The organism is Aliirhizobium smilacinae (assembly GCF_006335145.1).
GTDB lineage: Bacteria > Pseudomonadota > Alphaproteobacteria > Rhizobiales > Rhizobiaceae > Neorhizobium > Neorhizobium smilacinae.
Map to the genome: position 1 here is coordinate 20,323 of NZ_VDMN01000006.1, position 24,635 is coordinate 44,957.

Genomic DNA, 24,635 nt, shown 5'->3' on the forward strand with positions numbered 1-24,635 from the left:
TCGAAGACCGGGCCTGGGGTCCGCCAACCATGAAAGAAATGACCCGAAACCGGTCTCGGTTTTCGGGTCAAATTTCGGGTCAGGCCGGTTCTTCGAGCTCCACGCTCAGGCTGCGCAATTCGCGGGTGTGAGCGTGATTGACATTGCCGAGCCTCAGATCCTCGGCGGTGACCTGTTCCACCATATGGCCATCGATCATCACGCCGACTTCGGTGCACAGATGCGCGATGACGCTGAGATTGTGGCTGACCATCACGTAGGTGAGGTTCCGCTCGACGCGCAGGTCGGCCAGAAGGTTGAGGATTTCCGCTTGAACCGACACGTCCAGCGCCGAGGTCGGTTCGTCGAGCAGCAGCACTTCCGGCTCGGCGATCAGCGCGCGGGCGATTGCGACACGCTGGCGCTGGCCGCCGGACAACTGGTGCGGGTAGCGGAAACGGGCGCTCATCGGCAGGGCGACGGCCGACAGCACCTTGGCGATGCGGTCGTCGATATTGTCCATGCAATGCACGAGCGGCAGTTCCGACAGGATACGGTCGATCGTCTGGCGCGGGTGCAGCGAACCGTAGGGGTCCTGAAACACCATCTGCACCTTGCGGAAGAAAGCCGGCGGGCGATAGAGCGGCGCGTTTTCGCCGGAAAAGGCGATACGGCCCGACCATTCGTTGTTGAGGCCGGCCATGGCGCGCAGGACGGTGGATTTGCCCGAGCCACTTTCGCCGACGATGCCGAAGCTGGCGCCTTTTGCGACGTTGAAGGACACGCCCTTGACGACTTCCTTGTCACCGAAGCTGATGCGCAGATTGTCGATCTCGATGGTCATTTCAGCCACTCCGGATCACGGGTCAAGACAGGCAGGCGCTCCTTGGGATGGATCAGCGAGGGCATGCAGTTCAAGAGGCCGCGCGTATAGGGATGCTGCGCGGACAACAATTCGGAGGCTTTCAGCTCTTCCATCACACGGCCGGAATACATGACGGCGACGCGGTCGCAGAAATGCGAGACCAGCGGCAGGTCGTGACTGATGAGCAGCAGGCCCATGCCGCGTTCCGACACCAGTTCCTCGATCAGGCGCAGGATTTCCGCCTGCACCGTCGCATCCAGAGCCGAGGTCGGCTCGTCGGCGATCAGCAGTTCCGGATCGGGTGCCAGCATCATGGCGATCATGACGCGCTGGCCCATGCCGCCCGAAACTTCGTGCGGATAAGCGCTTGCCACCTTGCGCGGATCGCGGATCTTTACCATTTCCAGCAGGTTGATGGCGGCTTCAAGGGCTGCACGCTTGCTGCCGCCCTTGTGTGCGCGCCAGGATTCGGCCACCTGGCTGCCGATCGTCTTCACCGGGTTCAGCGAATATTTCGGGTCCTGAAGAATGAAGCCGGCCCGTTTGCCGCGAATCGTGCGCATCTGCTTTTCAGACGCCGACAGAATGTCGATGCCGTCGAATTCCAGCTTGTCGGCCTCGATACGGGTCTGTTTGGGCAGGAGTTTCATCAGGGCGCGGGCGGTGAGGCTCTTGCCCGAACCGCTTTCGCCGACGATGCCGAGCTTTTCGGTGCCGAGCGTCAGCGACACGCCCTTGACTGCGGGTGCAAAGCCGGTGCGGCTTTCAAAGCCGATATGCAGGTTCTTGATCTCTACAAGCATATCAGGCCGCCTTCGGATCAAGGACGTCGCGCAGCGCGTCGCCGAGGAAGTTGAAGGCCAGCGAAACCATGAAGATCGCGATGCCGGGAATGGCGGCAACCCACCATTGTTCGAAAATGAAGCGTTTTGCGGTGGCGATCATCGCACCCCATTCCGGCGACGGCGGCTGTGCGCCCATGCCGAGGAACCCGAGCGAGGCGGCGGTGATGATGATCGACGACATGTCGAGCGTGACGCGAACGATGAGCGTCGGCACGCAGAGCGGCATGATGTGGCGGAAGATGATGCGCCATGAGGATCCGCCGGTCAGGCGATAGGCGGCGATGAAATCGCTGCCGCGCACCGTCAGCGTTTCGGCACGGGCCATGCGGGCGTAAGGCGGCCATGCGGTGAGCGCGATGGCCAGAATGGCGCTTTCCACGCCGGGCTGCAAAGCCGCGACGAAAGCCAGAGCCAGAACGAGGCGCGGGAAAGCGAGAAAGATGTCGGTGATGCGCATCAGGATCGTATCGACGATACCGCCGAAATAACCTGCGATGCAGCCGATTGCGAGGCCCACTGGGGCTACGAGCACGACCACCGCGATGACCATGCCAAGCGTGACGCGACCGCCGTAAAGCAGGCGCGAATAGATGTCGCGGCCGAGCTCGTCGGTACCGAACCAGTGCAGGGCAGTGGGGGCGGCGAGGCGGTTGGCTAGGTCCTGCGATGCCGGATTGTGGGTTGCTAGCAGCGGTGCGAAGATCGCGATGCCGATGAAGATCAGGATGATGGTCAGGCCGATCATGCCGAGCGGATTGCCGCGCAGGTTGAGCCAGATGCGGTACCAGTTGCCCCAGGCGGCCTGGCGGCGCGAGGACGGACTATCGTCCAGCGCCCAGTTTCGGAAGGTGGCGATCATTATTGTACCCGTGGATCGAGGACGCGGTAGAGAATGTCCGCAATCAGGTTGAGGCCGACATAGATGATGCCGATCAGGAGCGTGGTGCCGACGACCGGGTTCATGTCCGCGTTCATCAGCGATACGGTCAGATACTGGCCGATGCCCGGCCAAGAGAAGACGGTCTCGGTGACAACGGCGCCTTCGAGAAGGCCGGCATAGGTCAGAGCCATGACGGTGACGAGTTGCACGGCGACCGTCGGGAAGGCATGGCCCCAGATGACGGTGGTCAGCGACAGACCTTTCGCACGGGCGGTGATGACATACTCACCCTTCAGCGCATCGATCATGAAGGCGCGCGTCATGCGGGCGATATAGGCCATCGAGAAATAGGCGAGAATGATGACGGGCTGGGCCATATGCGCCAGCGCATCCCAGAAAGCGCCGAAATCGCCGGCGATGAGGGTGTCTATCGTCAGGATGCCGGTGACCGTGTCGATCATGCCGTCATAGATGATGTCCTGGCGGCCGGGGCCGGGTGCGATATCGAGCCACGAATAGAAGATCAGCAGCGAGATCAGCGACAGCATGAAGACCGGCACCGAATGGCCGGCGAGGCAGACGACGCGGATCGCCTGGTCGGTGAACGTGCCCTGACGGACTGCCGCCCAGACGCCGAGCGGAATGCCGATAAGGGCTGCCAGCAGCAACGCTGCAGTGGCAAGCTCGAAGGTTGCCGGGAAGAAGCGGACGATATCGGTCGCGACCGGGTTCTTGGTCAGAACCGACATGCCGAAATCGCCGTGGGCGAGCTGGTAGAGATAATGCAGGAACTGCACCGGAATGGGCTGGTCGAGGCCCATTTCGGCGCGAGCGCGAAGAATGACGTCCTCCGGTGCATTGTCGCCAACGGCGGCAATGACCGGATCGACCGGCATGACCCGGCCGATGAGGAAAGTCAGCACAGTCAAACCGAACAGCGTCAGGAGGACGCTGCTCAGTGTTGCTGCAAGGCTTTTGAAACGTCTGTTCACGCCTTGTTGGTCTCCAGATAGGTGTTGCCGTTGGACAGGACGCCGAGCTGGAAGCCCGAGACGTTCTTGCGGCAGGCCGCGGTCTTGGTGTTCTGGAACATGACGGCGAACGGGCTGTTGTGCATGAAATCACGCTGCAGCGCTTCGTAGAGTTCCAGGCGCTTTGCCGGGTCCTTTTCGTCGCGGGCAGCTTCGGCCTTGGCGGTCAGTTCGTCGTTCTTGAAGCTGGAGCGCCATGCGAAAGGCTTCTTCTTGGCGTCGTCCGAATTGTCCTTGTTGATGCAGAACACTTCGGCGTTGGAGTTCGGATCGAAATAATCCGTGCCCCATGCAGAAAGAGCCATTTCGTGCTGGCGGGCGCGCATCTTGGTGAGAACCTGACGGTTTTCTGCCGACTGCAGCTTAACGCGGATGCCGATTTCGCCGAGGTTTGCCTGGATCGCCTGGGCAAGATCCGGGTAAGGCTGGGCCGAATAGTGGTCCATGGTGATGTCGAAACCGTCAGCAAGATCGGCTTCGGCCATCAGCGCCTTGGCCTTTTCGACGTCCTTCTTGAACGGCGTGTCGGTGACGGTGCCGGGGAAACCGGCAGGTTCCATGCTCTGGTGAACGGCATGGGTCAGCGGGATGATGTTCTTCTGCATGCCTTCATAGTCGAGCGCCCACTTGACGGCTTCCCAGACCTGCGGCTTGGCAAGGTTGGCATTGTTCTGGTTGAGCGAGACGAGCATCAGCGAGGCGATCTGCTTGCGGACCAGGACAACGTTTTCGTCGGACTGGAGCACCTTGAGCTGTTCCGAGGTCAGGTCGCGCGCGATATCGACATCGCCCTTCTGCAACATCAGCATCTGCGACGACGGATCGACGACGTGACGGATGATGACGCGCTTCAGGTTGCCCTTGTAGGGGCCGTTTTCGTTCAGCGTCAGTGCAATGCTTTCCGAAGCCTTCCAGGACTGAAGCTTGAACGAGCCGGAGCCGGCGCTGTTCTTCTGCAGCCATGCATTGCCGAGGTCGCCATTCACTTCGTTTTCGAGAACCGTCTTCTTTTCGACGATGGCGCCGATGTTCGCCGACAGGCAGAACAGAAGGAAGGAGATGGCGGTCGGGGTTTCCGTCGTCAGCGTGACGGTCTTTTCGTCCTTGGCGACGATGCGGGCTTCGACATTTTCCGGCGTGAAGCCGAACTGATTGATGATGAAGGCCGGGCTCTTGTTCATCTTGATGGCGCGCTGCAGCGAGAACGCGACGTCGTCTGCCGTCACTGCGGCGCCGGACGCAAACTTGACGTCAGCGAGCTTGAAGGTGAAGACCTTGTTATCGGCATCGGCTTCCCAGGAAGCTGCGACGACCGGGGTGACTTCGTTCGGGTTGTCGCTGTTGGCGCGAACGAGCGTCTGGTACATGTTGTTGATCATTTCGCCACCGACGGCCTCAAAACCCTCATGCGGGTCAAGGCTGGTCATGTTGTCGAGCTGCTGGGCGACGACCAGGATATCCTTCGGCGTGGCTGCAAATACAGTGTCTGCCAGATTGATGTAGGACAGGAAGGGCAGGGCTGCGCCGCCGATCAGAAAATTACGTCTCGATACCATTGCTATATTCCCCATTAACGTCCGAGCCTGCAGGCACACTGCAGCCCGGCAAGATTTTGCCGCAATTCGTCGGGCCTATTAACAGTGCGTTTAAAGACCGACCAATTCCATTTTTCGAATAGGTTATGCGTGGATTGCATTTGCTGCCGAGGCGCCACGTACTTACGGATAGCTGAAACGCTCAATTTCCCGCAGGAATTCTCAGAAAATGTTGAACAATTTGCTCCCGATCTTCGATGGCCATAACGATGTGTTGTTGCGCTTGCGGCGCGGCGCAGGCAGCGACCCGGTTAAGCGTTTTCTGGACGGCGAGGATACGGGGCATATTGACCTGCCTCGTGCCAGAGCCGGTGGTCTGGCCGGTGGGCTGTGTGCGATCTACGTCCCATCGCCAAGCATGACGAAGGACGCGAATGGAGATTATCCGACGCCCGCGCAGCCGGATGCGCTGAACGAAACGCTCGCCATGGCGCGGCTTCTGTTCGACATCGAGGCGCGCTCCGAAGGTGCGGTGACGGTATGCCGCACGGCATCCGATATTCGCCACTCGATCGAAACCGGCAGTTTTGCGGCCGTATTCCATATCGAGGGCGCCGAAGCGATCGCAGCCGATCTCGATGCTCTGCATGTCCTGCATCAGGCCGGTTTGCGCACTCTCGGCCCGGTCTGGAGCCGGCCGAACATCTTTGCCTATGGCGTGCCTTTCCGTTATCCGTCGTCACCTGATATCGGCCCGGGCCTCAGCGAAACGGGTAAGAATCTTATCCGCGCCTGCAACGAGCTGAAGATCATGGTCGACCTGTCGCACATGAACGAGGCAGGTTTCTGGGAGATCGCCAAGCTTTCGAAGGCGCCGCTGGTTGCCTCGCATTCCAACGTTCATGCGCTGTGCAACCACAGCCGCAACCTGACTGACCGTCAGCTCGACGCGATCCGCGATACGGGCGGTCTTGCCGGCATCAATTTCGGCGTGCTGTTCCTGCGTGACGACGGGGTGAAGGATCCGAACACGAGCCTCGACCTGCTTGTGCGCCATGTTGCCTATATCGCGGAGCGGATCGGCATTGATCACGTCGCGCTCGGTTCCGATTTCGACGGAACGACAATTCCGGCCGAACTCAAGGATGCGGCGGGTCTGCCGCGTCTGGTCGACGCCCTGCGCAAGCACGGGTTCAACGATGCCGAGCTGAAGAAGATTGCCCACGAGAACTGGATTTCGGTTCTGGAACGCAGCTGGGCTGCCTAAGGCCGTTTGCGTTTTGACGCATGGCCTGCCGAATGATGTAACGCTTTCCAAGCTGAACGCGCCGTGTAATTCCGAGGATACACGGCGCGTCAACGTAAAAAATCAGGCGGCCTTTGCCCGGATCGCCAGAGTGGCTTCGGCATAGGCCATCATGAACGGACCGACCCCCTTGGCGTCATCGGCCACGACCGCTTCCGTCAGGTAATAGGGAGGCGAGCCGTCGCGATACCGGCCCTCGAAGGGGCCAAGGCCTGCCACCTGGCAAATTCCGACGAGGCGGGTTTCGCCGTTTTCTTCAACAAGACGGCTGTCGATAAGGGCTTCGGCTGCCTTCTGACCAGATGCGCGGATCTTCGGCGCCTCTTCCGCCGCCACCAGATCCATTCGTTCCGCCCGCAACAGGGCATAGGCGAACATAGCCGATGCCGAGGTTTCGTCGTAGTTTCCGGCAAGATCCCGCGCATCGAGAACCTGTGGCCATAGCCCTGATGCCTGCTGGCGTTCGGCGAGCGCCAGAAGAATGGCGCGCGTCTGTTTTCTCAGTGTCGCTGAAGCCTTATCTGCGGGGATAACGGCAAGGATATCGACCAGCGCCATGACCAGCCAGCCCATGGCACGAGACCAGACTGCCGGAGATTTGCCGGTGACCGGATCAGCCCATTTTTCCGCGCCGCTGTCGTCGTAAGCATGGACATAGAGCCCGTTACCGACCTGTGTCAGCGCGAGGGCTGTTGCCATCTGCTGGAGGGCGTCGGAGATCCGCGGCGCTTCGCCGGAGGCAATCGCATATTCGACCTGGAAGGGCAGGCCCATATAGAGCCCGTCCAGCCATAGCTGTGAGGGATAACGTTTCTTGTGCCAGTAGTTGCCGGCCGGAATGCGCGGATGTCCATCGAGCTGCCCGATCAGGCGGCGTGCGGCCGCCATGTAGCGGGGATCGCCGGTCTCGCGGTCGAGGAAGATCAGCGCGCGTCCGGGCAGGATGTTATCGATGTTGAACTCTTCCGGGGTGTAGCCCGCAAGGCTTCCGTCAGGGCCGACCTGCGGCGTTATCAGCCGTAGAATGTGGTCGAGCCAGCGCTGCTCGCCGGTAGCTTGATAGAGCAGTTCCAACCCGCGATAGATGCAGCCGTCTTCGTAGCACCAGGAGCCCTTTTTATAGGCCTGGTAGCGAGTGCAGAATTGGTCGAAATAGTCGGTAGGTTTCATCGGGGTGCCAGTAGGTTGGGGAGAGAAATAGGATCGGGAGAGAGGAGGCTCGCGTCGTCGCAATCGATCTGCGCATGTTCGCAGAGGATATTTTCGTGACGCATCGGCCGCACGCCGTCAGCCATGATCGCAGGGGCCGCAATAGCCGCCGGGTCGGTGGAATGGATGCGCAGGCCGCGGATACGGATGTTGCGAACCGGCATTTCCGGCAGGCCGAGAAAGACGCCTGCGGCGAGCGCGAGACCATAGACATCCACGTCTTCGACGAAGATGCCGTCGATATGCGGCGTGCCTTCGACGACCGGTGCCGGCTCTCTCGACTGTACCCAGTCGTCATGGCCGTCCGCATCGCAGAAATAATGGACGTTGGCCGAAAGCGTCACAAGCACGCCGTCCATCTTGACCCGGCGCATGGAAATGTTGGTGATCCCGCCACCACGACCACGGCGGGTCTTCACGCGCAGGCCACGATCGGTGCCGATCATCTCGCAGTCCTCGACCGTGACGTCGTGAACGCCGCCGGACATTTCCGAACCGATGACCACGCCGCCATGGCCACGTTCCATCAGGCAATGACGGATAGTGACGCCGCGGGTTTCGCTCAAATGATCGGCTTCACCCTTGTTACCGCGCTTGCCGGCCTTGATGGCGATGCAATCGTCGCCGACGGAAAAGCGCACGCCTTCGACGGTCACATTCTTGCAGCCTTCGGGGTCGAAACCGTCGGTATTGGGGCTGTCATGGGGTGCCTGGATATGCAGTGCTACCGCAGCCAGTCCGTCGCATCCCTGCGGGTGGACGGTCCATGACGGTGCATTGCGGATGGTGAAGCCGAGAAGAAGCGTTTCCTTGCCGTCGATCAGGTGCAGGCCGCGCGGCCGGCGAGCGCCGTCGCGGGTTTCCTTCGGCCATGTCCACCAGTCGCCGGCATTGCCGGAACCGTCGAGGATGCCTTTTCCTTCGATGATAAGACGTTCGGCGCCGATGGCGTGAACGGGGGCGGCAAAGCAGGCATCGGGTAGGCCTTCCCAGCTGCCCAGCATGCGACCATCGTCACCGCGTGCCGGAAGGATCGGCCAGCCGTCTCGGACGCTCGGTGCGCGAAGTATCGCGCCTTCGGCAAGATGCAGCGTCAAATCGCTTCGCAGCCTGAGCGGAAAGGTGGTCCAGATCCCGGGGCCAAGATAAAGTGTGCCGCCCGAGGGCGTATCTGCGAGCGCCTTTGCGAGGGCATCGGCATTCGAGCGCGCTGCGCCAAGGTCGGACAAGGCCGCATCCTGAACGAGGCCGTAGTCGATTGCCCGTACAAGTCCGGCGCAATCGCGGGTCCGGAATGAAAGTGGCTCGAAACCTTCTACCTCGAAGCGGTAATCCGTGGCCGGATAAAGGGTATCCAGAAGGGTGACGACGCTGGTTGTCGTTCCCTGCTGTACCGGTTCGTGTTCCCCGTTGCGTAGCAGCTGCCAGGGCAAGGGGTGCGGCAGGGCATAACGTGCGCCGGGCACAGCCAACCTTATGGCCGCGATCCGTGCGGAGATCGCAACTGAAATGGCTTTGTTCATCGTTTCTCTCTTGATTTATCAATCACCCGGCCTGTTTTGAGGCCGGGTGATAAGCGTCATCTGCGCTTAGTCGAACTTGGCCAGCGCGTCGTTCACGCCATCGATGATCTGTTCGGCAGCGGCCTTCGCATCGATCTGGTCGTAGGCATATTCTTCGAGCGTATCGATGATGATGCCGCGGATGACCGGGTTTTCGTCGAAGGGCGAAATCGTCGGGCCTTCCGAGGCCATGACGATGGCATTGGCGGCGCGGACTTCCGGCTCACCCGCATTCGTCAGCCGTGCCATCGCTGCCTTGGAAGCAGGAATGCCACGCGAGGTGCCGAGAATATCGATGCCTTCCGGCTCGTTCAGCAGGCAATTGGTAATCTGGGCTGCTGCTTCCGGGTTCTTGGAGTTCTTCGAGATGGAGAACACCATCGACGGCTTGCGGAAGACGCCTTCGCTCTTGCCATTGGTCATCTTCAGCATCGGCACCGGCTTCAGAACCTGACCTTCCTTCAGCGGATCGGCGTATTTCGAATAGGTGGAGTCCCATTCGTAGGAGCCTGCGATCTTGCCTTCCGACCATGCCGGCTTTTCGAAGAGGTTGACGTTGCCGTCAGCCGCTTCCTGCTTCTGCGAGCGGATCGCGCCGGTTTCCACCAGCTTGCCGAGGAAGCTGATGCCGGCTTCCAGTTCTTCAGGCGTCCAGGCGACGCGGTTGGTCTTCGGGTCCACCATGCCCTTGCCGGTTGCCTGCGTCACGGCCAGCGTCATCAGAAGATGCGCCGTCTCCTTGACCGCGTTGAATGTGTAATAATCCGGGCCGAGTTTCTCCTTGACCGTTTTGGTCATGGCAAAGAATTCATCCCAGGTGGTCGGTACGGCTACACCGGCCTTTTCAAGCGTCGTCGTGTTGAAGAAGAAGACGCGACCGGATGTGGAGACCGACAGGCCCTGCAGCACGCCGTTCGTCGAGCCGGAGGCAAGATCGGCCTCTGTCCAGTTCGAAAGATCGAGGCCCTTCAACGCACGCAGATCGGCAAAGCCATTGCCGTTCTTGGAGAACAAGGGCAGCCAAGGCCAGTTGACCTGGATGATATCGGCTTCCGTCTTGCCTGCCATTTGGGTGGTCAGCTTTTCCAGATAGCCGTCGAAGCCGGTGAATTCGCCTTTTACGGTGTGTCCGTATTTGGCGCCGCAGGCGGCGATGGCCTTTTGCGTTGCGACGTGGCGGCTGTCCCCGCCCCACCACGACATGCGCAATTCCGCGGCTCCCGCCGATGGCGCCATTGCGATGACCGCAAGTGCCGTACCGGCCAGAACGATGGATGATTTCAATAGGTTTTTCATATGTGCCTCCTCAAATTGGCTGTATCTGGTTATGCCGCAATGCTGCCTCCATGCAGCGAAACGTTACGGCCGTCTGACTTGTCGAAAACGTGCAATGTTTTCGGGTCGGGGCGCAGGCGGATCACGTCGGATTGCCCCCGCGCCTCGAATTCTGCTGCGCCGACCACACTCACCAGCCTGCGGCCTTCGCAGTCCGCGTGCATGTAGACTTCGTGACCCATGAATTCCGCATGGACCAGCTTGGCCTCGAGTGCCGGGCCTTGCGCCACCAGCGAGAACTGCTGCGGACGGATGCCGAGAACGGCATCCGCGGGTTGGCTGGAAAGCCGACCGGAAAGATCGCTGCCCATCGCCAGACGCTGGCTGCCGACGACGAAGTCACCGCCTTCCATTGCTCCCTCGACAAGGTTCATTTCCGGCGTGCCGATGAAGCCAGCGACAAACAGGTTGGCCGGTGCGTTGTAGAGTTCCTTCGGCGTGGCGACCTGCATGATGCGGCCGGCCTGCATGACGCAGATCCGATCACCCATGGTCATGGCTTCGGTCTGGTCGTGGGTGACGTAAACGACGGTCGGCGAATTCCCTTCCGCCTTGAGCTGTCGGTGCAGGTCGGTAATGCGCACGCGCATCGAAGCGCGCAGCTTGGCGTCGAGGTTCGACAGCGGCTCGTCGAAGAGGAAGACGCCGGGGTTCTTGATCAGTGCGCGGCCGAGCGCGACACGCTGGGCCTGTCCGCCCGACAGCTGTTTCGGCAGGCGATCGAGCAGCGGTTCGATTTCGAGAATGGCAGCGACTTTTTCGACTGCTGCCTCGATTTCGGCCTTCGGGCGGCCGGCGATGCGCAGACCGAAAGAGAGATTGCCGCGCACCTTCATATGCGGATAGAGCGCATAGTTCTGGAACACCATCGCGATCTGCCGCTTGCTCGGCGACAGGTCGTTGACCCGCTGATCGCCGATGATGATGTCGCCAGCGGTAATTTCTTCCAAGCCGGCGATCATGCGAAGCGTGGTGGACTTGGCGCAGCCGGACGGACCGACGAACACCATGAACTCTCCATCCTTGATATCGAGGCTGAGACCGTGAACGACCTTGTTGGTGTTGTTGTAGACTTTCTCGAGGTTTTTCAATTGTACGTATGCCATGTCAGCCCTTCCTGCCTCCCGCAGAGATTCCTTCGATGAAGTAGCGTTGCGCCACGAAAAACACGACAAGCGCCGGTGTGATGGTGAGCACCGACATCGCCAGGATGCGGTTCCACTCGAAGGCTTCGGTGGTATCGATTGATAGTTTGAGCGCGAGGCTCACGGGGTATTTGTCGACGGACGAGATGTAGATCAGGGGTCCGAGGAAGTCGTTCATCGTCCACATGAACTGGAACAGGCAGACCGAGACCAGCGCCGGGCCAAGCATGGGAACGACGATGAAGACCAGTGTCTGCAGGCTGTTTGCGCCATCGACGCGGGCAGCCTCTTCCATGTCCGTCGGCAGCGAGCGCAGGAACTGCACCAGCATGAAGACGAAGAAAGCGTCGCCGGCGAGTGCCGAGGGCACCCAGAGCGGCAGGAAACTGTCCAGCCAGCCGAGATCCCTGAAGAGGATGTATTGCGGAATGCGGGTGACGACGTTCGGCAGAAGCAGGACGGCGATGACCGATCCGAACAGGATCTTCTTGAATGGGAAGTCGAAGCGGGCAAACGCGTAGGCCACCATGGTGCAGGAGATGGCCGTGCCAATGACTTTCGGCAGAATGATCAGGAACGAATTCCAGAAGAAGCGGCCGAACGTATAGGGCGTGGAAGTCTGCCAGCCCTGCACATAGCCTTCCACCGTCGGGCTTTGCGGCAGGAAGCCTGCACCGGAGAAGATTTCCGAATTCGTCTTGAAGCTGGCGCCGACCAGCCAGATCAGCGGATAGAGCATCAGGAAGCCGACCGCAAAGAGAAGTGCGTAGCGGATAACCGATGACATGAGATGCATGCGGGCGCGCCTGGCTGCGGCGGCTTCGTCCAATGTGCGGGCCGAGGTTTTGGCCAAGGAAATATCGGTCATGGCTTAGCTCCTCTTGTCGCCGGCGTAATAGACCCACTTCTTCGAGGACCAGAAGGCCACGAGGGTGAGGACCATGATGATGGCGAAGAGCACCCAGGCAATTGCAGAGGCGTAGCCCATGTTGAACTTCTTGAATGCCTCCTCGTAGATGTAGAGGGGCAGGAGATAGGTGTATTTCAGCGGTCCGCCCTGCGTGATGATGTAGGGGCCGTTGAACTCCTGGAATGCCTGGACCATCTGCATGACCAGGTTGAAGAAGATCACCGGTGTCAGCAGCGGCAGTGTCACGAAGAAGAACGTCATGACCTTGCCTGCACCGTCGATTGCGGCTGCTTCATAGAGCGACTTGTCGATCGACTGCAGGGCCGCCAGGAAGATCACCATGGCAGAGCCGAACTGCCAGCAGCGCAGCAATGTGATGGTGAACAGTGCATTGGTCGGATCGCCGAACCAGTCCACCGCCGAAAAGCCGAGGCCGGCAAGCGCCATGTTGACGAGGCCTTCGGTGGAGAAAAGGTAACGCCACAGAACTGCGATGGCGATCGATCCGCCGAGGATCGACGGAACGTAAAATGCCGTCCTAAAGATATTAATGAACCTGATCTTGTAGTTCAGGATGGCCGCGATGAAGAGCGCGAAGGCGAGCTTCAGCGGCACCGTTGAAAATACATAAAGCAACGTGACGCTCAGCGATTTCTCGAAGGTGCGGTCACGGGTGAACAAGCGCGTGTAATTGGACAGCCCGGTCCATTGCGGGCTGCTCATCAGATCGTAGCTGGTGAAGCTGAGATAAAGCGAAGTCAAAAAAGGAATGGCCGTGAAAATAATGAGGCCGATCAAATAGGGGGCCAGATAGGCGTAACCCAGGAAACGTTGCGCCCTCATGTGACGCCCCCAACGGGCAAATCACACCCGGTTATGAGAAATACATTTTTGTGCAAATCAAATTCCTCCTCCAGCCAATATGTGCAAGGCTGTTATGCGTCAGTGGCTTAGCTGGAAGTCTGAACAATCGTCAATTCCGTCACTCCTCCAGTATTTAACGTGACATAATTTCATTTTAGGCCGAGAATGAATGAACAAACACGGGAAAAAAGATGGACGAAATCGAAGGTGGAATTCTCTCCAGCATCGCGCCCTCGGCGCTGGCGCTGAAACTCACCCGCGCCACCATTAAAATGGAGCATTCGCGGACCTGGCGGATCGACAAAACCAACCCGGTCGAGGACTTCATCATCTGTCTGGAGGGCAGCGGTCATTATGTGATCGAAGGCGAGCGTCGGATCATGGAGCCGGGGGATGCAATGCTGATCCGGCGGGGGCAGCGTTTCCGCGGCTGGAACCGCGGAACGACGATGTACAGGGGCATTGCCCAGCATTTCACGCTCGATATCTACGGCAAGCATGACCTGATCGCACAGATGGAACTGCGTCCTCATGTCCATCTGAAGAAATGGCCGCTACTGGAGCCGCTGGTGCGACAATATCGCCAGACGGCGCCGCCTTCGTCGCTGACGCTCAGCCAGCATCACCTGTTCATGTATCTGCTGATCGCCTATATCGAGGATGCCTTCATCGGCTGGCATGACAGTGCGACATATCAGACCGAGGGCACCGATGCGCTGGACCTTGCCATCATGAAGGCGGCCGCGATGATTTCGGCCAACCCTCTCGACCCGGATATCGCGGAACAGGCCGTCGATGCATCCCCGTTCAACGCCGACTATTTCCTGCGCGAGTTCAAGAAGCGAGTCGGGCACACGCCACGCAAATACCAGGAGCAGAAACGGATGGAGCGCGCCATGCATCTGCTCGAGGCGGGGATGCCGGTGGCAAATGCGGCGGTCGAGGTCGGTTACGGCGATCCCTATTATTTCTCGCGCATGTTCAAGCGTGTGACCGGGGTCAGCCCGCGCGCTCACGTCAACCGGGTGAAACGGAACCGCAATGGCGGATTGCTTCGCTTCGACGAGGCCGAACAGATCAGGTTGATGGGGCTCGATTCTGCCTGAAGCATATCGCTCATTACGCGGCGAGATCGCCTGACTTCGGTTCGCGGGGATCGACGCCGTGCGGCTTTCCGTAGAGGCCGATATTGGCGTCTCCCCAGAGTTTCAGCGCCAGCAGGATCGGCTCCATGCTGCGGCCAAGCTCAGAAAGGCTGTATTCCACCTTTGGCGGTACCTGGGCGTAGACCTTGCGCACAATCAGGCCATCGTCTTCCAGTTCGCGTAGCTGGTTGGTGAGCATGCGCGGAGTGACGTTGACGATATGCCTGCGGATCTCGTTGAAGCGCAGGGTTCCCGAGAGAAGGTGGAAAAGCACGACCGACTTCCACTTGCCGTCGATGAGGCCGATCGCGGCTTCCACAGAACAGCCGGGAGAGCAATCGAAACGAGAGTGGCGGGCTTTAGCCATAACAGTATCCTTTTTGATACTACGTGCGATTTTTGTGCGTATTGTCGATTATCGAATATAGCCCATTTTAGCTCCACATCAATCGACGCCCATTCGTTCATGCAAGGAGCAGATCATGAAAGCCATCGGATACAGAGAAGCCGGTACAATCGAGCGCCACGACGCCCTCCAGGATATCGAGCTTCCGCGCCCGGTGCCGGGCGGCCGGGATATTCTCGTTGAAGTCGAAGCCATTTCCGTCAACCCGGTCGATACGAAGATCCGCAAAGGGGTCAACGCCGAAGCCGGCCAGTGGAAGGTGCTCGGCTGGGATGCTGTCGGCAAGGTGGTCGAGACCGGGCCTGAGGCGAAGGGCTTTGAGGTAGGTGATGAGGTGTTTTACGCCGGCTCGCTGATCCGCCCCGGTGCCAACAGCCAGTTTCATCTCGTCGACGAACGTATCGTCGGGACGAGGCCAAAAAGGCTCTCGAATGCGGAAGCCGCAGCCCTGCCGCTGACGGCGATCACGGCCTGGGAAATGTTGTTCGACCGGCTGGATATCCGCAAGCCGGTTTCCGGTGCCGCCAATGCGATCGTCATCATCGGCGGCGCGGGTGGTGTGGGGTCGATTGCCATCCAGCTCGTGCGGGCGCTGACCGATGTGACGGTGATCGCCACCGCCTCAAGGCCCGAAACGCAGGACTGGGTGAAGACGCTCGGTGCCCATCACGTGATCGACCACTCGAAGCCGATCGCGGAACAGGTTGCAGCACTCGGCATCGGCGCGCCCGCCTTCGTTTTCTCCACGACCGAGACGCACCGTCATCTGAAGGAGATCATCAAATTGATCGCGCCACAGGGCCGGTTCGGGCTGATCGATGATCCCGAAAGCCTCGATGTTCTCGGTTTCAAGCGGAAAGCCGTTTCCATTCACTGGGAACTGATGTTCACGCGCTCGATCTTCGAGACCGCCGATATTGCCGAGCAAGGCAAGCTGCTCAACGAGGTCTCGCGACTGGTTGACGAGGGGAAGATCCGCACGACTGTGACCGAGACACTTTCGCCGATCAACGCCGCAAACCTGAAGAAGGCGCATGCGGGGATCGAAAGCGGCAAGACCAAAGGCAAGGTCGTGCTGGAAGGGTTCTGACACGATAAGATGCAGCAGGCGGGCCGGTCCATCCGGTCCGCCTGCTGCCTTTTGGACGAAAATTAAGCGACTTTCATCGCGCCCGGTCCGGGAACGGCGCCGGGCGGCACCTTCCCAAGGATAATCATGCCAAGCACTTCGTCTTTGGTGACATCCTGCGTGCGGGCATGGCCGACAATCTTGCCGTTCTTCATCACGAAAACCCGGTCGGCAAGGTCGAAGACATCGTGGATGTCGTGGCTGATCAGGAAGATGCCGATGCCTTCGCGTTTCAGCTGCTTGATGAGATCGCCGACCTGCGCGGTTTCCTGCGGCCCGAGTGCTGCCGTCGGCTCGTCCATGATCAGGATGCGGGCGTCGAACAGGATGGCTCGGGCGATCGCCACCGATTGCCGCTGGCCGCCGGAGAGCGCCTTGACCGGTTCCTTGAAACGCCGGAAATTCGGGTTCAGCCGGCCCATCACTTCGCGGGTATTGGCCTCCATCGCCACGTCGTCAAGCGTGCCCCATTTGGTGCGCAGCTCGCGGCCGAGATAGAGATTGGCGGCGGCATCGACATTATCGGCGACTGCCAGCGTCTGGTAGATCGTCTCGATACCGTATTTTTTGGCGTCGCGCGGGTTCCTGATCTCGGCAGCTTCGCCGTTGATGAGGATGTCGCCGCCGTCCCTCCTATAGGCGCCGGATAGGACCTTGATCAGCGTCGATTTTCCAGCGCCGTTATGGCCGAGCACGGCGACGACTTCGCCGGGGAACAGATCGATTGTGGCCTTCTCGACTGCATGGATGCCGCCGAAGGAGATGGAAATGTCCTTCATTTCCACGAGCGGAATGTTCTGGTCCGTCACGATGGAATCTCCTCTTACTTGGCTCTGGCGCGATAAACGGTGTCGAGCCACACCGCGGTGACGAGCACAATGCCGACGACGATGCGCTGGAATGGCGTATCGATGCCGAGCAGGACCATGCCGGACTGCAGCGACTGCATGACGAGGGCGCCGAGCATGGCGCCCGCAATGGTGCCCAATCCACCGCCGAGCGATGTGCCGCCGATGACGGCTGCGGCGATGGTATAGAGTTCGTCGAGTTCGCCCTGCGCATTGGTTGCGGCATTGAGACGCGCGGTGGAGATCGCTGCGGCGATGGCGCAGAGCACGCCCATCAGGGCGAAGATTTTCACGGTTACCCAGCGGGTCTTGATGCCAGCAAGTTCTGCCGCCTCCGGGTTGCCGCCGATGGCGAAGACGTAACGGCCGAAACGCAGGCGGGTGGCGATGAAGGTCATGACGATGCCGGCGGCAATCGCGATCAACACCGGAATGGCGATGCCATGCGGGATTTGCAATCCGCCCTCCGGCCAAGGGATGCCGTTCGCCTCGGCATAACGGCGGGCGATGTTGATCGGCCAGAAGTAAGCATTGGCGACCATGACCGCGCCGATGACGGTGACGAAGCCGACCCCGGCCAGCACGTATTCGGCCCAGAGCGGGCGACGGGGGAAGTGAAAACGCTTGCGCTGGTGGCGGGCGTTGACGATGGCGGCGACAATGGCGAGGCAGGCGACGATGCCGACGATCCAGCTCCATGTCTCGCCGATCGATCCCTCGGCGCCGCCGCCCATCAGGCGAAAGCTCGGGTTCATCGGCGCGACCGTCTGGCCGCTGGTAACGAACCATGTGGCGCCGCGCCACACAAGCAGGCCGCCGAGCGTTACGATGAACGAGGGGACTGACAGGAAAGCGATGATGAAGCCCTGCAATGTGCCGATCAGCCCGCCGACGACGATGCCACCTATCAGGGCGACGGCCCATATGGCCGGGTGATCGAAGCCGAGCAGCTGGGGCAGGTACTGCGCCTGCAGTACGCCCATGATCATGCCGGTAAAACCGAGTATGGAGCCGACCGACAGGTCGATATTGCGGGTGACGATCACCAGAACCATGCCGGTCGCCATCACCGCCACCGAGGCGGTCTGTACCGACAGGTTCCAGAGATTGCGGGCGGTGAGAAACAAACCGCCGGTCAGGATATGAAAGCCGATCCAGATGATCAGCAGCGCACCGATCATGCCCAGCATGCGGGTGTCGATCTCGGTGGCGCGGAAGAACCGGGCGACGAGATTGCCCTCCGGTCTTGCCGTGGTGGTTGTCTCTGATGCGTGCGGTGTCGTCGAATGCGTCATGTCGGCCATATCCTGCCGTTCCTCATCGAATGTCTGCGTGGCGGGGTGGTGGCCCAGCCGCGCGGGTCAGGCGGATCTTGAAAAGACCCCCTCTGGCCTGCCGGCCATCTCCCCCACAAGGGGGGAGAAAACTTGCAGTTGCCGCTATGCCTCAAATGAAGTGTGGCGGTGCGGCCGGGTTAAGCCCTCCCCTTGTGGGGAGGGTGGGGAGGGGTCTTGCGTCAATACGAAGAACCAACGTTGCGAAATACTTCCCAGCGTTGGTCACCGGTAGACCAAGACCTCACTTGCAGGCGGCGACCGTGCCGGCTTTGACGCCCTGGCAGGCTTCGGCTTTGGTGATCCAGCCGGCATCGATGACGAGGTTGAGGTTGTCCTTGGTGATCGGCTGCGGCTTGAGGAAGACAGACTGCATCTTCTGCTTTTTCGGGCCGCCGTCGAACACCTGTACGCCCTTGATCTCGGTCAGCTTCTTGCCACCGGCCAACGCAAGGGCGATTTCGGCGGCGTTCTTGCCGAGTTCGCGGCTGTCTTTCCACACGGAAACCGTCTGGGTGCCGAGAGCCACGCGGTTCAGCGCTGCCTTGTCGGCATCCTGGCCGGAAACCGGCACGGAACCCGCAAGACCCTGTGCGTCGAGTGCTGCAATGGCGCCGCCGGCTGTGCCATCGTTGGATGCGACGACTGCGTCGATCTTGTTGTTCGCCTTGGTGAGGAACTGTTCCATGTTCTTCTGGGCGTTTTCAGGCTTCCAGCCGTCGGTATAGGCTTCGCCGACATTCTTGATCTTGCCGCTGTCGATGGCTTTCTTCAGCACTTCCATCTGGCCGGCGAAGAGGAAGTCCGCATTCGGATCGGCGGACGAACCCTTGATGAAGACGTAATTGCCTTCCGGCTTCACCTTGAACACGCCTTCAGCCTGCAGGCGGCCGACTTCCTTGTTGTCGAAGGTGATGTAGAAGGCGTCCGGGTTTTCGATCAGGCGGTCGTAACCGACGACCGGAATGCCTTCGGCCGTAGCCTTTTCGACGGCCGGGCCGATGGCGTCGCTGTCCTGCGCCAGCACGATCAGGGCAGTTGCGCCCTGCGAGATCAGCGATTCCACGTCGGTCAGCTGCTTGGATGCGGACGACTGGGCGTCGGCGGAAATATACTTGGCGCCGGCGGCAGTCAGTGCCTTCTTGATCGCGGCTTCGTCGGTCTTCCAGCGTTCTTCCTGAAAGTTCGACCAGGACACGCCGACCACGACATCGGCGGCGATCGCCGCACCGTGCATGGCAACAAGCATAGCCGTCCCGACCATCAGCTTGGTGATAGCTTTCATCTTATCCTCCTCCCGAGTGACGATGGGCGAGGCAACCTCCATTGCCGTTTTTGCCCACCAGATGGCCCGTCGAAAACGTCGCACTTGCTTTTTTCTCGACAGTCGAGAAAATTGATGGCAGAGAATCTGATAGGTGTCAATTCGGTCTTTGCAGACTATGGTTGCGTCGCTTCCGTCGCTCAAACGGACAAGGCGCGGAAGGAATGGAACGGGTGCCGATCTCGGCCAAATCGAGCCCGGAACTGGTGCGTCAGCAGAACAGTGCATTGGTGCTTTCGGCGCTGCGGCGGCACGCCCGTATGGCGCATACGCAAATTTCCGATGCGACGGGGCTGGCGTCCGCGACGGTCTCGGCCATCACCGCCGATCTCGAGCGGGCGGGCATGATCGAACGCAGCGAGAGCCTTTCGGTCGTCGGCCGGGGTCGGCCGCGTGTGTTGTTTTCCCAGCGGCGGGATTACGGATATCTGGCGCTGGTGGTGATTTCTTCCGATAGTATAGAATATTCGCTGGTCGATTACGCCGGGACACTGCTCGACCGGTTTGTCGAGCCACGTGGTGAGGGCGGTCCTGATCAATTTCTGCCACAGATTTCGTCGGCGCTGCGCCGACTGTTGACGCGCTCGCGTATCGCCAACGAGCAATTGCTACTCGTCTCGGTGAGCAGCAAGGGGCTTGTCGATCCGCAACGGCCAGTGCTTATGTGGTCTCCTGTATTCGGTGCGCAGTCCGTGGATTTTTCGCGTGCGATGGAGCCGGGCTGGCGGGTCGTGCTCAACAACGAGACGCTGCTTGTCGCCGGTGCGCTGATGGACCGGGAACAGAAACGGTGGGCGACGAAGGTCGCGCCCTTTTATGCGGGTGAAAAACGGCTGGCGGCGCTGTCGCTTGGCCATAGTATCGGGCTTGGCATCGCTCGCTCGTCTGCGTCAGGACCTGCGGAAATCTCGGCGCCGAATTTCGGGCATATGCTGCATGTCGCCGATGGTGGCCTCTGTCGATGCGGCGCGCGGGGTTGCGTGGAAGCCTATGCCGGGTTTTATGCCATTTTGCGCAGCACGTTCGAAGTGCCGTCCGATACGGTGCCGGCCAAATTCGTGCCGATCGCGGAGGTCGACAAGATCGCTGTTCGGGCCAGACAAGGCGGTCGGCAGGCCGTCCGCGCTTTCCGGCAGGCTGGGCTTGCTTTGGGCAACGGCCTGTCGCGGCTGATCAGCCTGCATGGTCCGATGCCGGTTTTTATCACCGGGCTCGGTACCCGTTATTACGACCTGCTCGATGGTGGGCTGCATGATGGGCTGGCGGAAAGCCATGTCGTGCGGCTCGGTGGAATGCCTGAGCTTACGGTGGTGGCGGATGAGCCTTCGCTGGTTTTCGAAGGGCATCTTTCCCGCGCCTTTGCACTTCTCGATCAGGGGGTTGCCGGCCTGGCCGTATGACTTCCCCTCAAAAGAGGGAGGGTGATCTGGCCGCTCTCTCCTTTCATCGGTAGCTATGAGGTCTGGGTCTGTCGCAACATGCGGATGATGGCGGAAAAATCTTCCGAGCCGTGGCCGCCGTTTTCAAACGCCCTGTAGAGTTCGGCGGCATGTGCGCCGAGCGGCGTTCTTGCTCCGGACTGTGCTGCCGCTTCCTGTGACAGAAGCAGGTCCTTCAGCATCAGGGCTGCGGCAAAACCCGGCTTGTAGTCGCTGTTGGCAGGTGAGGTCGGCACCGGGCCGGGGACGGGGCAATAGGTGGTCAGCGACCAGCACTGGCCGGACGAGGTGGAGGCGACATCGAACAGGGCCTGATGCGACAGGCCGAGTTTTTCCGCCAGCACGAAGGCTTCTGCGACGCCGATCATCGAAATGCCGAGGATCATGTTGTTGCAGATCTTTGCCGCTTGACCGGCACCATTGCCGCCGCAATGGACGATCTTCTTTCCCATCGCCTCAAGGATCGGCCGACCGGCAGCGAAAGCGCTTTCCGCGCCGCCGACCATGAAGGTCAGCGTACCGGCCGCCGCTCCGGTCGTGCCGCCGGAAACCGGTGCGTCAAGCGAGGGGCAGTTCATCACGCCGGCAAGGCGGTGGGCCTGACGGGCGCTGTCCACATCCACCGTCGAGCAATCGACAAGAAGCGTGCCCTCCGTCACCAGCGTGGCAAGATCGGTCCAGACCGAGACGACGTGCTGGCCCTTGGGCAGCATGGTGATGACGCATTCCGCATCCCGTACGGCTTCTGCAAGGGATTTCGAGGCATCGACGCCCGCTTCGGCCGCTGCTTTCACCGAGGCTTCGGAGAGATCGAAGCCGGAGACCGCATGTCCGGCTTTCACCAGGTTTGCGGCCATGGGGCCGCCCATATTGCCGAGGCCGATGAATGCGATCCGGGTCATGTCGCTTTTTCCCTTTCGTCTTGCGCCGCTTGTCAGCGATTGTCCGCGAGGATCATCTCGGCTGCCTTTTCGGCAATCATGATCGTCGGCGAATTGGTGTTGCCGGATGTTATCGTCGGCATGATCGAGGCGTCGGCGATGCGCAGTCGCCCAAGTGCGCGCAATTTCAGCCGGGGATCGACGACGCTATCGGGATCGGCGCCCATGCGGGCGGTGCCGACCGGGTGGAAGATCGTCGTGCCGATTTCGCCGGCTGCTCTTTCCAGATCCGCATCGGTCTCGTAGCTCGGGCCGGGTCTGTATTCCTGCGGATCGTAGCGGGCAAAGGCCGGTTGTCTGACAATCTCGCGGGTGAGGCGGATCGACCTTACGGCGACATCGCGGTCGGAGGCGGTCGACAAGTAGTTCGGCCGGATCGACGGGGCTGCAGCGAAATCCGGTGCTTTCAGATGCACCGAACCTCGGCTTTCGGGCCGCAGGTTGCAGACGCTTGCCGTCATCGCCGGGAAGGCATGGACCGGCTCGCCGAACTTGTCGAGCGAAACGGGCTGGACGTGATATTCGAGGTCTGCCGTCTCCTTGGCTGGGCCGGAGCGGGTGAAGATGCCGAGCTGGCTGGGTGCCATGGACATCGGGCCGGAGCGTTTCAGCGCATATTCTAGCCCTATCGCCGCCTTGCCCAAAAGACGTGAGGCCTTTTCGTTGAGTGTCGGGACGCCCGTCACCTTGTAGACGAGGCGAAGCTGCAGGTGATCCTGCAGGTTTTCGCCGATATTCCTGACCTCCTTCACCACCTCTACGCCTGCGCCGGAAAGCACGTCGCCGCGGCCGATGCCGGACAGTTCGAGCACATGCGGCGTGCCGATCGCGCCGGCTGACAGCACCGTCTCGCGTCGTGCATGTGCCGTCTTCGTTACGCCGTCATGCTGGAATTCGACGCCTTTCACTTCGCCGTTTTCGACGATCAGCCTGCGCACATGGGCCTTGGTGAGAACGCGAAGGTTGGCTCGTTTCATGGCCGGACGCAGAAAGGCTTTCGAGGTGTTCCAGCGGATGCCGGAGCGCTGGTTTACGTCGAAATAGCTGGAGCCTTCATTGTCTCCCCGGTTGAAATCGTCGATCGCGGGTATGCCGGCTTCTTCCGCAGCCTTCTGGAAGGCGTCGAGTACGGCCCAGCGGACGCGGGCTTTTTCCACCCGCCATTCACCGCCAGCGCCATGCATCTCGTCTCCGCCCTTGTAGAAATCCTGGCTCTTTTTGAAGAGGGGCAGGACGTCATCCCAGGCCCAGCCGGTGCAGCCCATCTGCCGCCAGAGGTCGTAGTCGCGGGACTGGCCGCGCATGTAGATCATGCCGTTGATCGACGAGCAGCCGCCGAGCAGTTTTCCGCGCGGATAGGAAAGCGAGCGGCCGCCCAGGCCCTCTTCCTTCTCGGTGGCAAAACACCAGTCGGTGCGCGGGTTGTTGATGCAATAGAGATAACCGACGGGGATATGCACCCAGTGGTAATTGTCGTTGCCACCGGCTTCCAGAAGCAGCACACGGTTGCGGCTGTCCGCCGAGAGACGGTTCGCGAGCACACAGCCGGCGCTGCCAGCACCGATGATGATGTAATCGTAGGTTTCCATGTTTCTAGCCGATCAGCGCCGATGCTCGAAGCCGAGTTTTCGGCCCAGCCGTGAGGCGTAAAATTCGCCGATAAGGCCGCGGCGGAAGAGGAGGACGCAGACCATGAAGACGACGCCGGTGATGATGGTGACCGGGAATTGCGAGGTTGCCAGATAGTTCTGCAGTGTGACGACGAGGCCCGCACCGAAGATCGGCCCGATCAGGGTTCCGATGCCGCCGAGAAGTGTCATCAGGATGACTTCACCGGACATCTGCCAGCCGACATCTGTCAGCGTCGCGAACTGGAAGACCAGCGCTTTCGTGCCGCCGGCCATACCCGCAAGCGCTGCCGACATGACGAAGGCGCCGAGTTTGTAGCGTGCCACCGAATAACCGAGCGAGATGGCGCGCTGTTCGTTCTCGCGGATCGATTTGAGGATCATGCCGAAGGGCGAGTTGATGAAGCGCCAGATGATGATCATGCCGATCAGGAACACGGCCAGCACGAAATAATACATGTTGGTCGTGTTGGCGAGATCGATGAAGCCGAACAGATGGCCGCGCGGTACGGACTGGATACCATCCTCGCCATGGGTGAACCCGGCCTGCAGGCAGAAGAAGAAGAACATCTGCGAAAGCGCCAGCGTGATCATGGCGAAATAGATGCCCTGTCGGCGGATGGCGAAGAAACCCATCAGCAGGCCGAGCGCAGCGGCACCGGCCGCTCCGGTCAATATGCCCAGTTCCGGTGAAAGCCCCCATTCCTTCACCACATGGGCGGTGAAATAGGCCGCGCCACCGAAGAAGGTTGCATGACCGAAGGACAGGAGGCCCGTGTAACCGAGCAGCAGGTTGAAGGCGCAGGCGAAAAGCGCGAAGCAGAGCAGCTTCATCAGGAAGATCGGGTAGAAGAACATCGGCGCCACGACCAGCAGCACGAGGCCGATGCCGAGGAAGGCTGCATAGGCTTTCGATGCGGTGGCGGAACGCCCGGTGCGGGTTTTGGCGGCAGTGGTGTGGATCACGTCGCTCAT

At 60.5% G+C, this 24,635-nt stretch carries 22 protein-coding genes; 4 read left to right on the top strand and 18 right to left on the bottom strand.

What is annotated here, in order from left to right; genetic code table 11:
* Nucleotides 1–79 precede the first annotated feature (79 nt).
* From FHP24_RS21915 to FHP24_RS21935, 5 genes are read right to left on the bottom strand one after another with little or no spacing between them, the layout of a single operon-like run.
* Nucleotides 80–823 carry an ABC transporter ATP-binding protein gene (locus FHP24_RS21915; RefSeq protein ID WP_139678382.1) on the bottom strand — a complete coding sequence of 248 codons (744 nt, stop codon included), beginning with the start codon at nucleotides 821–823 and terminating at the stop codon, nucleotides 80–82.
* Nucleotides 820–1,647, bottom strand: coding sequence for an ABC transporter ATP-binding protein (locus tag FHP24_RS21920; protein ID WP_132275530.1), 828 nt, complete (start codon nucleotides 1,645–1,647; stop codon nucleotides 820–822). The genes FHP24_RS21915 and FHP24_RS21920 overlap by 4 nt, the downstream gene beginning before the upstream one ends.
* A gap of 1 nt (nucleotide 1,648) precedes the next feature.
* Complete coding sequence (locus FHP24_RS21925; RefSeq protein WP_139678609.1) at nucleotides 1,649–2,551, bottom strand: ABC transporter permease; 903 nt, start codon at nucleotides 2,549–2,551, stop codon at nucleotides 1,649–1,651.
* Complete coding sequence (locus FHP24_RS21930; protein WP_139678383.1) at nucleotides 2,548–3,561, bottom strand: ABC transporter permease; 1,014 nt, start codon at nucleotides 3,559–3,561, stop codon at nucleotides 2,548–2,550. The genes FHP24_RS21925 and FHP24_RS21930 overlap by 4 nt, the downstream gene beginning before the upstream one ends.
* Complete coding sequence (locus FHP24_RS21935) at nucleotides 3,558–5,156, bottom strand: ABC transporter substrate-binding protein (RefSeq protein WP_139678384.1); 1,599 nt, start codon at nucleotides 5,154–5,156, stop codon at nucleotides 3,558–3,560. Before FHP24_RS21935 ends, FHP24_RS21930 begins: the two co-directional genes overlap by 4 nt.
* A gap of 208 nt (nucleotides 5,157–5,364) precedes the next feature.
* On the opposite strand from FHP24_RS21935, the gene FHP24_RS21940 reads away from it, so the two are divergent.
* Nucleotides 5,365–6,402: a dipeptidase gene (locus tag FHP24_RS21940; protein ID WP_139678385.1), complete on the top strand. Its 1,038-nt coding sequence runs from the start codon at nucleotides 5,365–5,367 to the stop codon at nucleotides 6,400–6,402.
* A gap of 102 nt (nucleotides 6,403–6,504) precedes the next feature.
* Here FHP24_RS21940 and FHP24_RS21945 read toward each other — a convergent pair whose 3' ends face one another.
* The 6 genes from FHP24_RS21945 to FHP24_RS21970 form a co-directional block, all read right to left on the bottom strand.
* On the bottom strand, nucleotides 6,505–7,611 hold the full coding sequence (locus tag FHP24_RS21945; protein WP_139678386.1) for a glycoside hydrolase family 88/105 protein: 1,107 nt from the start codon (nucleotides 7,609–7,611) through the stop codon (nucleotides 6,505–6,507).
* The gene (pglA, locus tag FHP24_RS21950) at nucleotides 7,608–9,173 is read right to left on the bottom strand and encodes a polygalacturonase PglA (RefSeq protein ID WP_139678387.1); all 1,566 of its coding nucleotides are present in this window, start codon (nucleotides 9,171–9,173) and stop codon (nucleotides 7,608–7,610) included. Before pglA ends, FHP24_RS21945 begins: the two co-directional genes overlap by 4 nt.
* A gap of 66 nt (nucleotides 9,174–9,239) precedes the next feature.
* Complete coding sequence (locus FHP24_RS21955) at nucleotides 9,240–10,508, bottom strand: ABC transporter substrate-binding protein (RefSeq protein ID WP_139678388.1); 1,269 nt, start codon at nucleotides 10,506–10,508, stop codon at nucleotides 9,240–9,242.
* 29 nt (nucleotides 10,509–10,537) lie between these two features.
* Complete coding sequence (locus FHP24_RS21960) at nucleotides 10,538–11,653, bottom strand: ABC transporter ATP-binding protein (RefSeq protein WP_139678389.1); 1,116 nt, start codon at nucleotides 11,651–11,653, stop codon at nucleotides 10,538–10,540.
* A 1-nt stretch (nucleotide 11,654) separates the two neighbouring features.
* A complete protein-coding gene (locus FHP24_RS21965; protein WP_139678390.1) occupies nucleotides 11,655–12,560 on the bottom strand; it encodes a carbohydrate ABC transporter permease in 906 nt (301 codons plus the stop codon).
* A gap of 3 nt (nucleotides 12,561–12,563) precedes the next feature.
* Nucleotides 12,564–13,445 carry a carbohydrate ABC transporter permease gene (locus tag FHP24_RS21970; protein ID WP_139678391.1) on the bottom strand — a complete coding sequence of 294 codons (882 nt, stop codon included), beginning with the start codon at nucleotides 13,443–13,445 and terminating at the stop codon, nucleotides 12,564–12,566.
* 212 nt (nucleotides 13,446–13,657) lie between these two features.
* Here FHP24_RS21970 and FHP24_RS21975 point away from each other — a divergent pair, with 212 nt between their 5' ends.
* Complete coding sequence (locus tag FHP24_RS21975; RefSeq protein WP_139678392.1) at nucleotides 13,658–14,572, top strand: helix-turn-helix domain-containing protein; 915 nt, start codon at nucleotides 13,658–13,660, stop codon at nucleotides 14,570–14,572.
* A gap of 13 nt (nucleotides 14,573–14,585) precedes the next feature.
* Here FHP24_RS21975 and FHP24_RS21980 read toward each other — a convergent pair whose 3' ends face one another.
* Nucleotides 14,586–14,978: a winged helix-turn-helix transcriptional regulator gene (locus tag FHP24_RS21980; RefSeq protein ID WP_139678393.1), complete on the bottom strand. Its 393-nt coding sequence runs from the start codon at nucleotides 14,976–14,978 to the stop codon at nucleotides 14,586–14,588.
* Nucleotides 14,979–15,093: 115 nt separating this feature from the next.
* Here FHP24_RS21980 and FHP24_RS21985 point away from each other — a divergent pair, with 115 nt between their 5' ends.
* Nucleotides 15,094–16,107 (top strand): zinc-binding alcohol dehydrogenase family protein, encoded by a 1,014-nt coding sequence (locus FHP24_RS21985; RefSeq protein WP_139678394.1) that lies wholly within the window; start codon nucleotides 15,094–15,096, stop codon nucleotides 16,105–16,107.
* A 62-nt stretch (nucleotides 16,108–16,169) separates the two neighbouring features.
* Here FHP24_RS21985 and FHP24_RS21990 read toward each other — a convergent pair whose 3' ends face one another.
* The 3 genes from FHP24_RS21990 to xylF all read right to left on the bottom strand — a co-directional run bounded on the left by FHP24_RS21990 (nucleotide 16,170) and on the right by xylF (nucleotide 19,613).
* Complete coding sequence (locus FHP24_RS21990) at nucleotides 16,170–16,955, bottom strand: ATP-binding cassette domain-containing protein (protein ID WP_139678395.1); 786 nt, start codon at nucleotides 16,953–16,955, stop codon at nucleotides 16,170–16,172.
* Between the two features lie 14 nt (nucleotides 16,956–16,969).
* Nucleotides 16,970–18,298, bottom strand: a complete 1,329-nt coding sequence (locus FHP24_RS21995; RefSeq protein WP_139678396.1) for a sugar ABC transporter permease — start codon at nucleotides 18,296–18,298, stop codon at nucleotides 16,970–16,972.
* A gap of 274 nt (nucleotides 18,299–18,572) precedes the next feature.
* Nucleotides 18,573–19,613: a D-xylose ABC transporter substrate-binding protein gene (gene xylF, locus FHP24_RS22000; RefSeq protein ID WP_139678397.1), complete on the bottom strand. Its 1,041-nt coding sequence runs from the start codon at nucleotides 19,611–19,613 to the stop codon at nucleotides 18,573–18,575.
* 203 nt (nucleotides 19,614–19,816) lie between these two features.
* On the opposite strand from xylF, the gene FHP24_RS22005 reads away from it, so the two are divergent.
* Nucleotides 19,817–21,052 carry an ROK family transcriptional regulator gene (locus FHP24_RS22005; RefSeq protein ID WP_394344656.1) on the top strand — a complete coding sequence of 412 codons (1,236 nt, stop codon included), beginning with the start codon at nucleotides 19,817–19,819 and terminating at the stop codon, nucleotides 21,050–21,052.
* A 53-nt stretch (nucleotides 21,053–21,105) separates the two neighbouring features.
* Here FHP24_RS22005 and mmsB read toward each other — a convergent pair whose 3' ends face one another.
* From mmsB to FHP24_RS22020, 3 genes are read right to left on the bottom strand one after another with little or no spacing between them, the layout of a single operon-like run.
* Nucleotides 21,106–21,993, bottom strand: a complete 888-nt coding sequence (mmsB, locus tag FHP24_RS22010) for a 3-hydroxyisobutyrate dehydrogenase (RefSeq protein ID WP_139678398.1) — start codon at nucleotides 21,991–21,993, stop codon at nucleotides 21,106–21,108.
* Between the two features lie 32 nt (nucleotides 21,994–22,025).
* The gene (locus FHP24_RS22015) at nucleotides 22,026–23,621 is read right to left on the bottom strand and encodes a GMC family oxidoreductase (RefSeq protein WP_139678399.1); all 1,596 of its coding nucleotides are present in this window, start codon (nucleotides 23,619–23,621) and stop codon (nucleotides 22,026–22,028) included.
* Nucleotides 23,622–23,633: 12 nt separating this feature from the next.
* The gene (locus tag FHP24_RS22020; RefSeq protein ID WP_139678400.1) at nucleotides 23,634–24,635 is read right to left on the bottom strand and encodes a branched-chain amino acid ABC transporter permease; all 1,002 of its coding nucleotides are present in this window, start codon (nucleotides 24,633–24,635) and stop codon (nucleotides 23,634–23,636) included.

Coding starts and splice junctions, on each gene's coding strand:
- FHP24_RS21915 (WP_139678382.1), bottom strand. CDS start 823: ATGACCATCGAGATCGACAATCTGCGCATCAGCTTCGGTGACAAGGAA.
- FHP24_RS21920 (WP_132275530.1), bottom strand. CDS start 1,647: ATGCTTGTAGAGATCAAGAACCTGCATATCGGCTTTGAAAGCCGCACC.
- FHP24_RS21935 (WP_139678384.1), bottom strand. CDS start 5,156: ATGGTATCGAGACGTAATTTTCTGATCGGCGGCGCAGCCCTGCCCTTC.
- FHP24_RS21940 (WP_139678385.1), top strand. CDS start 5,365: ATGTTGAACAATTTGCTCCCGATCTTCGATGGCCATAACGATGTGTTG.
- FHP24_RS21945 (WP_139678386.1), bottom strand. CDS start 7,611: ATGAAACCTACCGACTATTTCGACCAATTCTGCACTCGCTACCAGGCC.
- pglA (WP_139678387.1), bottom strand. CDS start 9,173: ATGAACAAAGCCATTTCAGTTGCGATCTCCGCACGGATCGCGGCCATA.
- FHP24_RS21955 (WP_139678388.1), bottom strand. CDS start 10,508: ATGAAAAACCTATTGAAATCATCCATCGTTCTGGCCGGTACGGCACTT.
- FHP24_RS21960 (WP_139678389.1), bottom strand. CDS start 11,653: ATGGCATACGTACAATTGAAAAACCTCGAGAAAGTCTACAACAACACC.
- FHP24_RS21965 (WP_139678390.1), bottom strand. CDS start 12,560: ATGACCGATATTTCCTTGGCCAAAACCTCGGCCCGCACATTGGACGAA.
- FHP24_RS21970 (WP_139678391.1), bottom strand. CDS start 13,445: ATGAGGGCGCAACGTTTCCTGGGTTACGCCTATCTGGCCCCCTATTTG.
- FHP24_RS21975 (WP_139678392.1), top strand. CDS start 13,658: ATGGACGAAATCGAAGGTGGAATTCTCTCCAGCATCGCGCCCTCGGCG.
- FHP24_RS21980 (WP_139678393.1), bottom strand. CDS start 14,978: ATGGCTAAAGCCCGCCACTCTCGTTTCGATTGCTCTCCCGGCTGTTCT.
- FHP24_RS21985 (WP_139678394.1), top strand. CDS start 15,094: ATGAAAGCCATCGGATACAGAGAAGCCGGTACAATCGAGCGCCACGAC.
- FHP24_RS21995 (WP_139678396.1), bottom strand. CDS start 18,298: ATGGCCGACATGACGCATTCGACGACACCGCACGCATCAGAGACAACC.
- xylF (WP_139678397.1), bottom strand. CDS start 19,613: ATGAAAGCTATCACCAAGCTGATGGTCGGGACGGCTATGCTTGTTGCC.
- FHP24_RS22005 (WP_394344656.1), top strand. CDS start 19,817: ATGGAACGGGTGCCGATCTCGGCCAAATCGAGCCCGGAACTGGTGCGT.
- mmsB (WP_139678398.1), bottom strand. CDS start 21,993: ATGACCCGGATCGCATTCATCGGCCTCGGCAATATGGGCGGCCCCATG.
- FHP24_RS22015 (WP_139678399.1), bottom strand. CDS start 23,621: ATGGAAACCTACGATTACATCATCATCGGTGCTGGCAGCGCCGGCTGT.
- FHP24_RS22020 (WP_139678400.1), bottom strand. CDS start 24,635: ATGAGCGACGTGATCCACACCACTGCCGCCAAAACCCGCACCGGGCGT.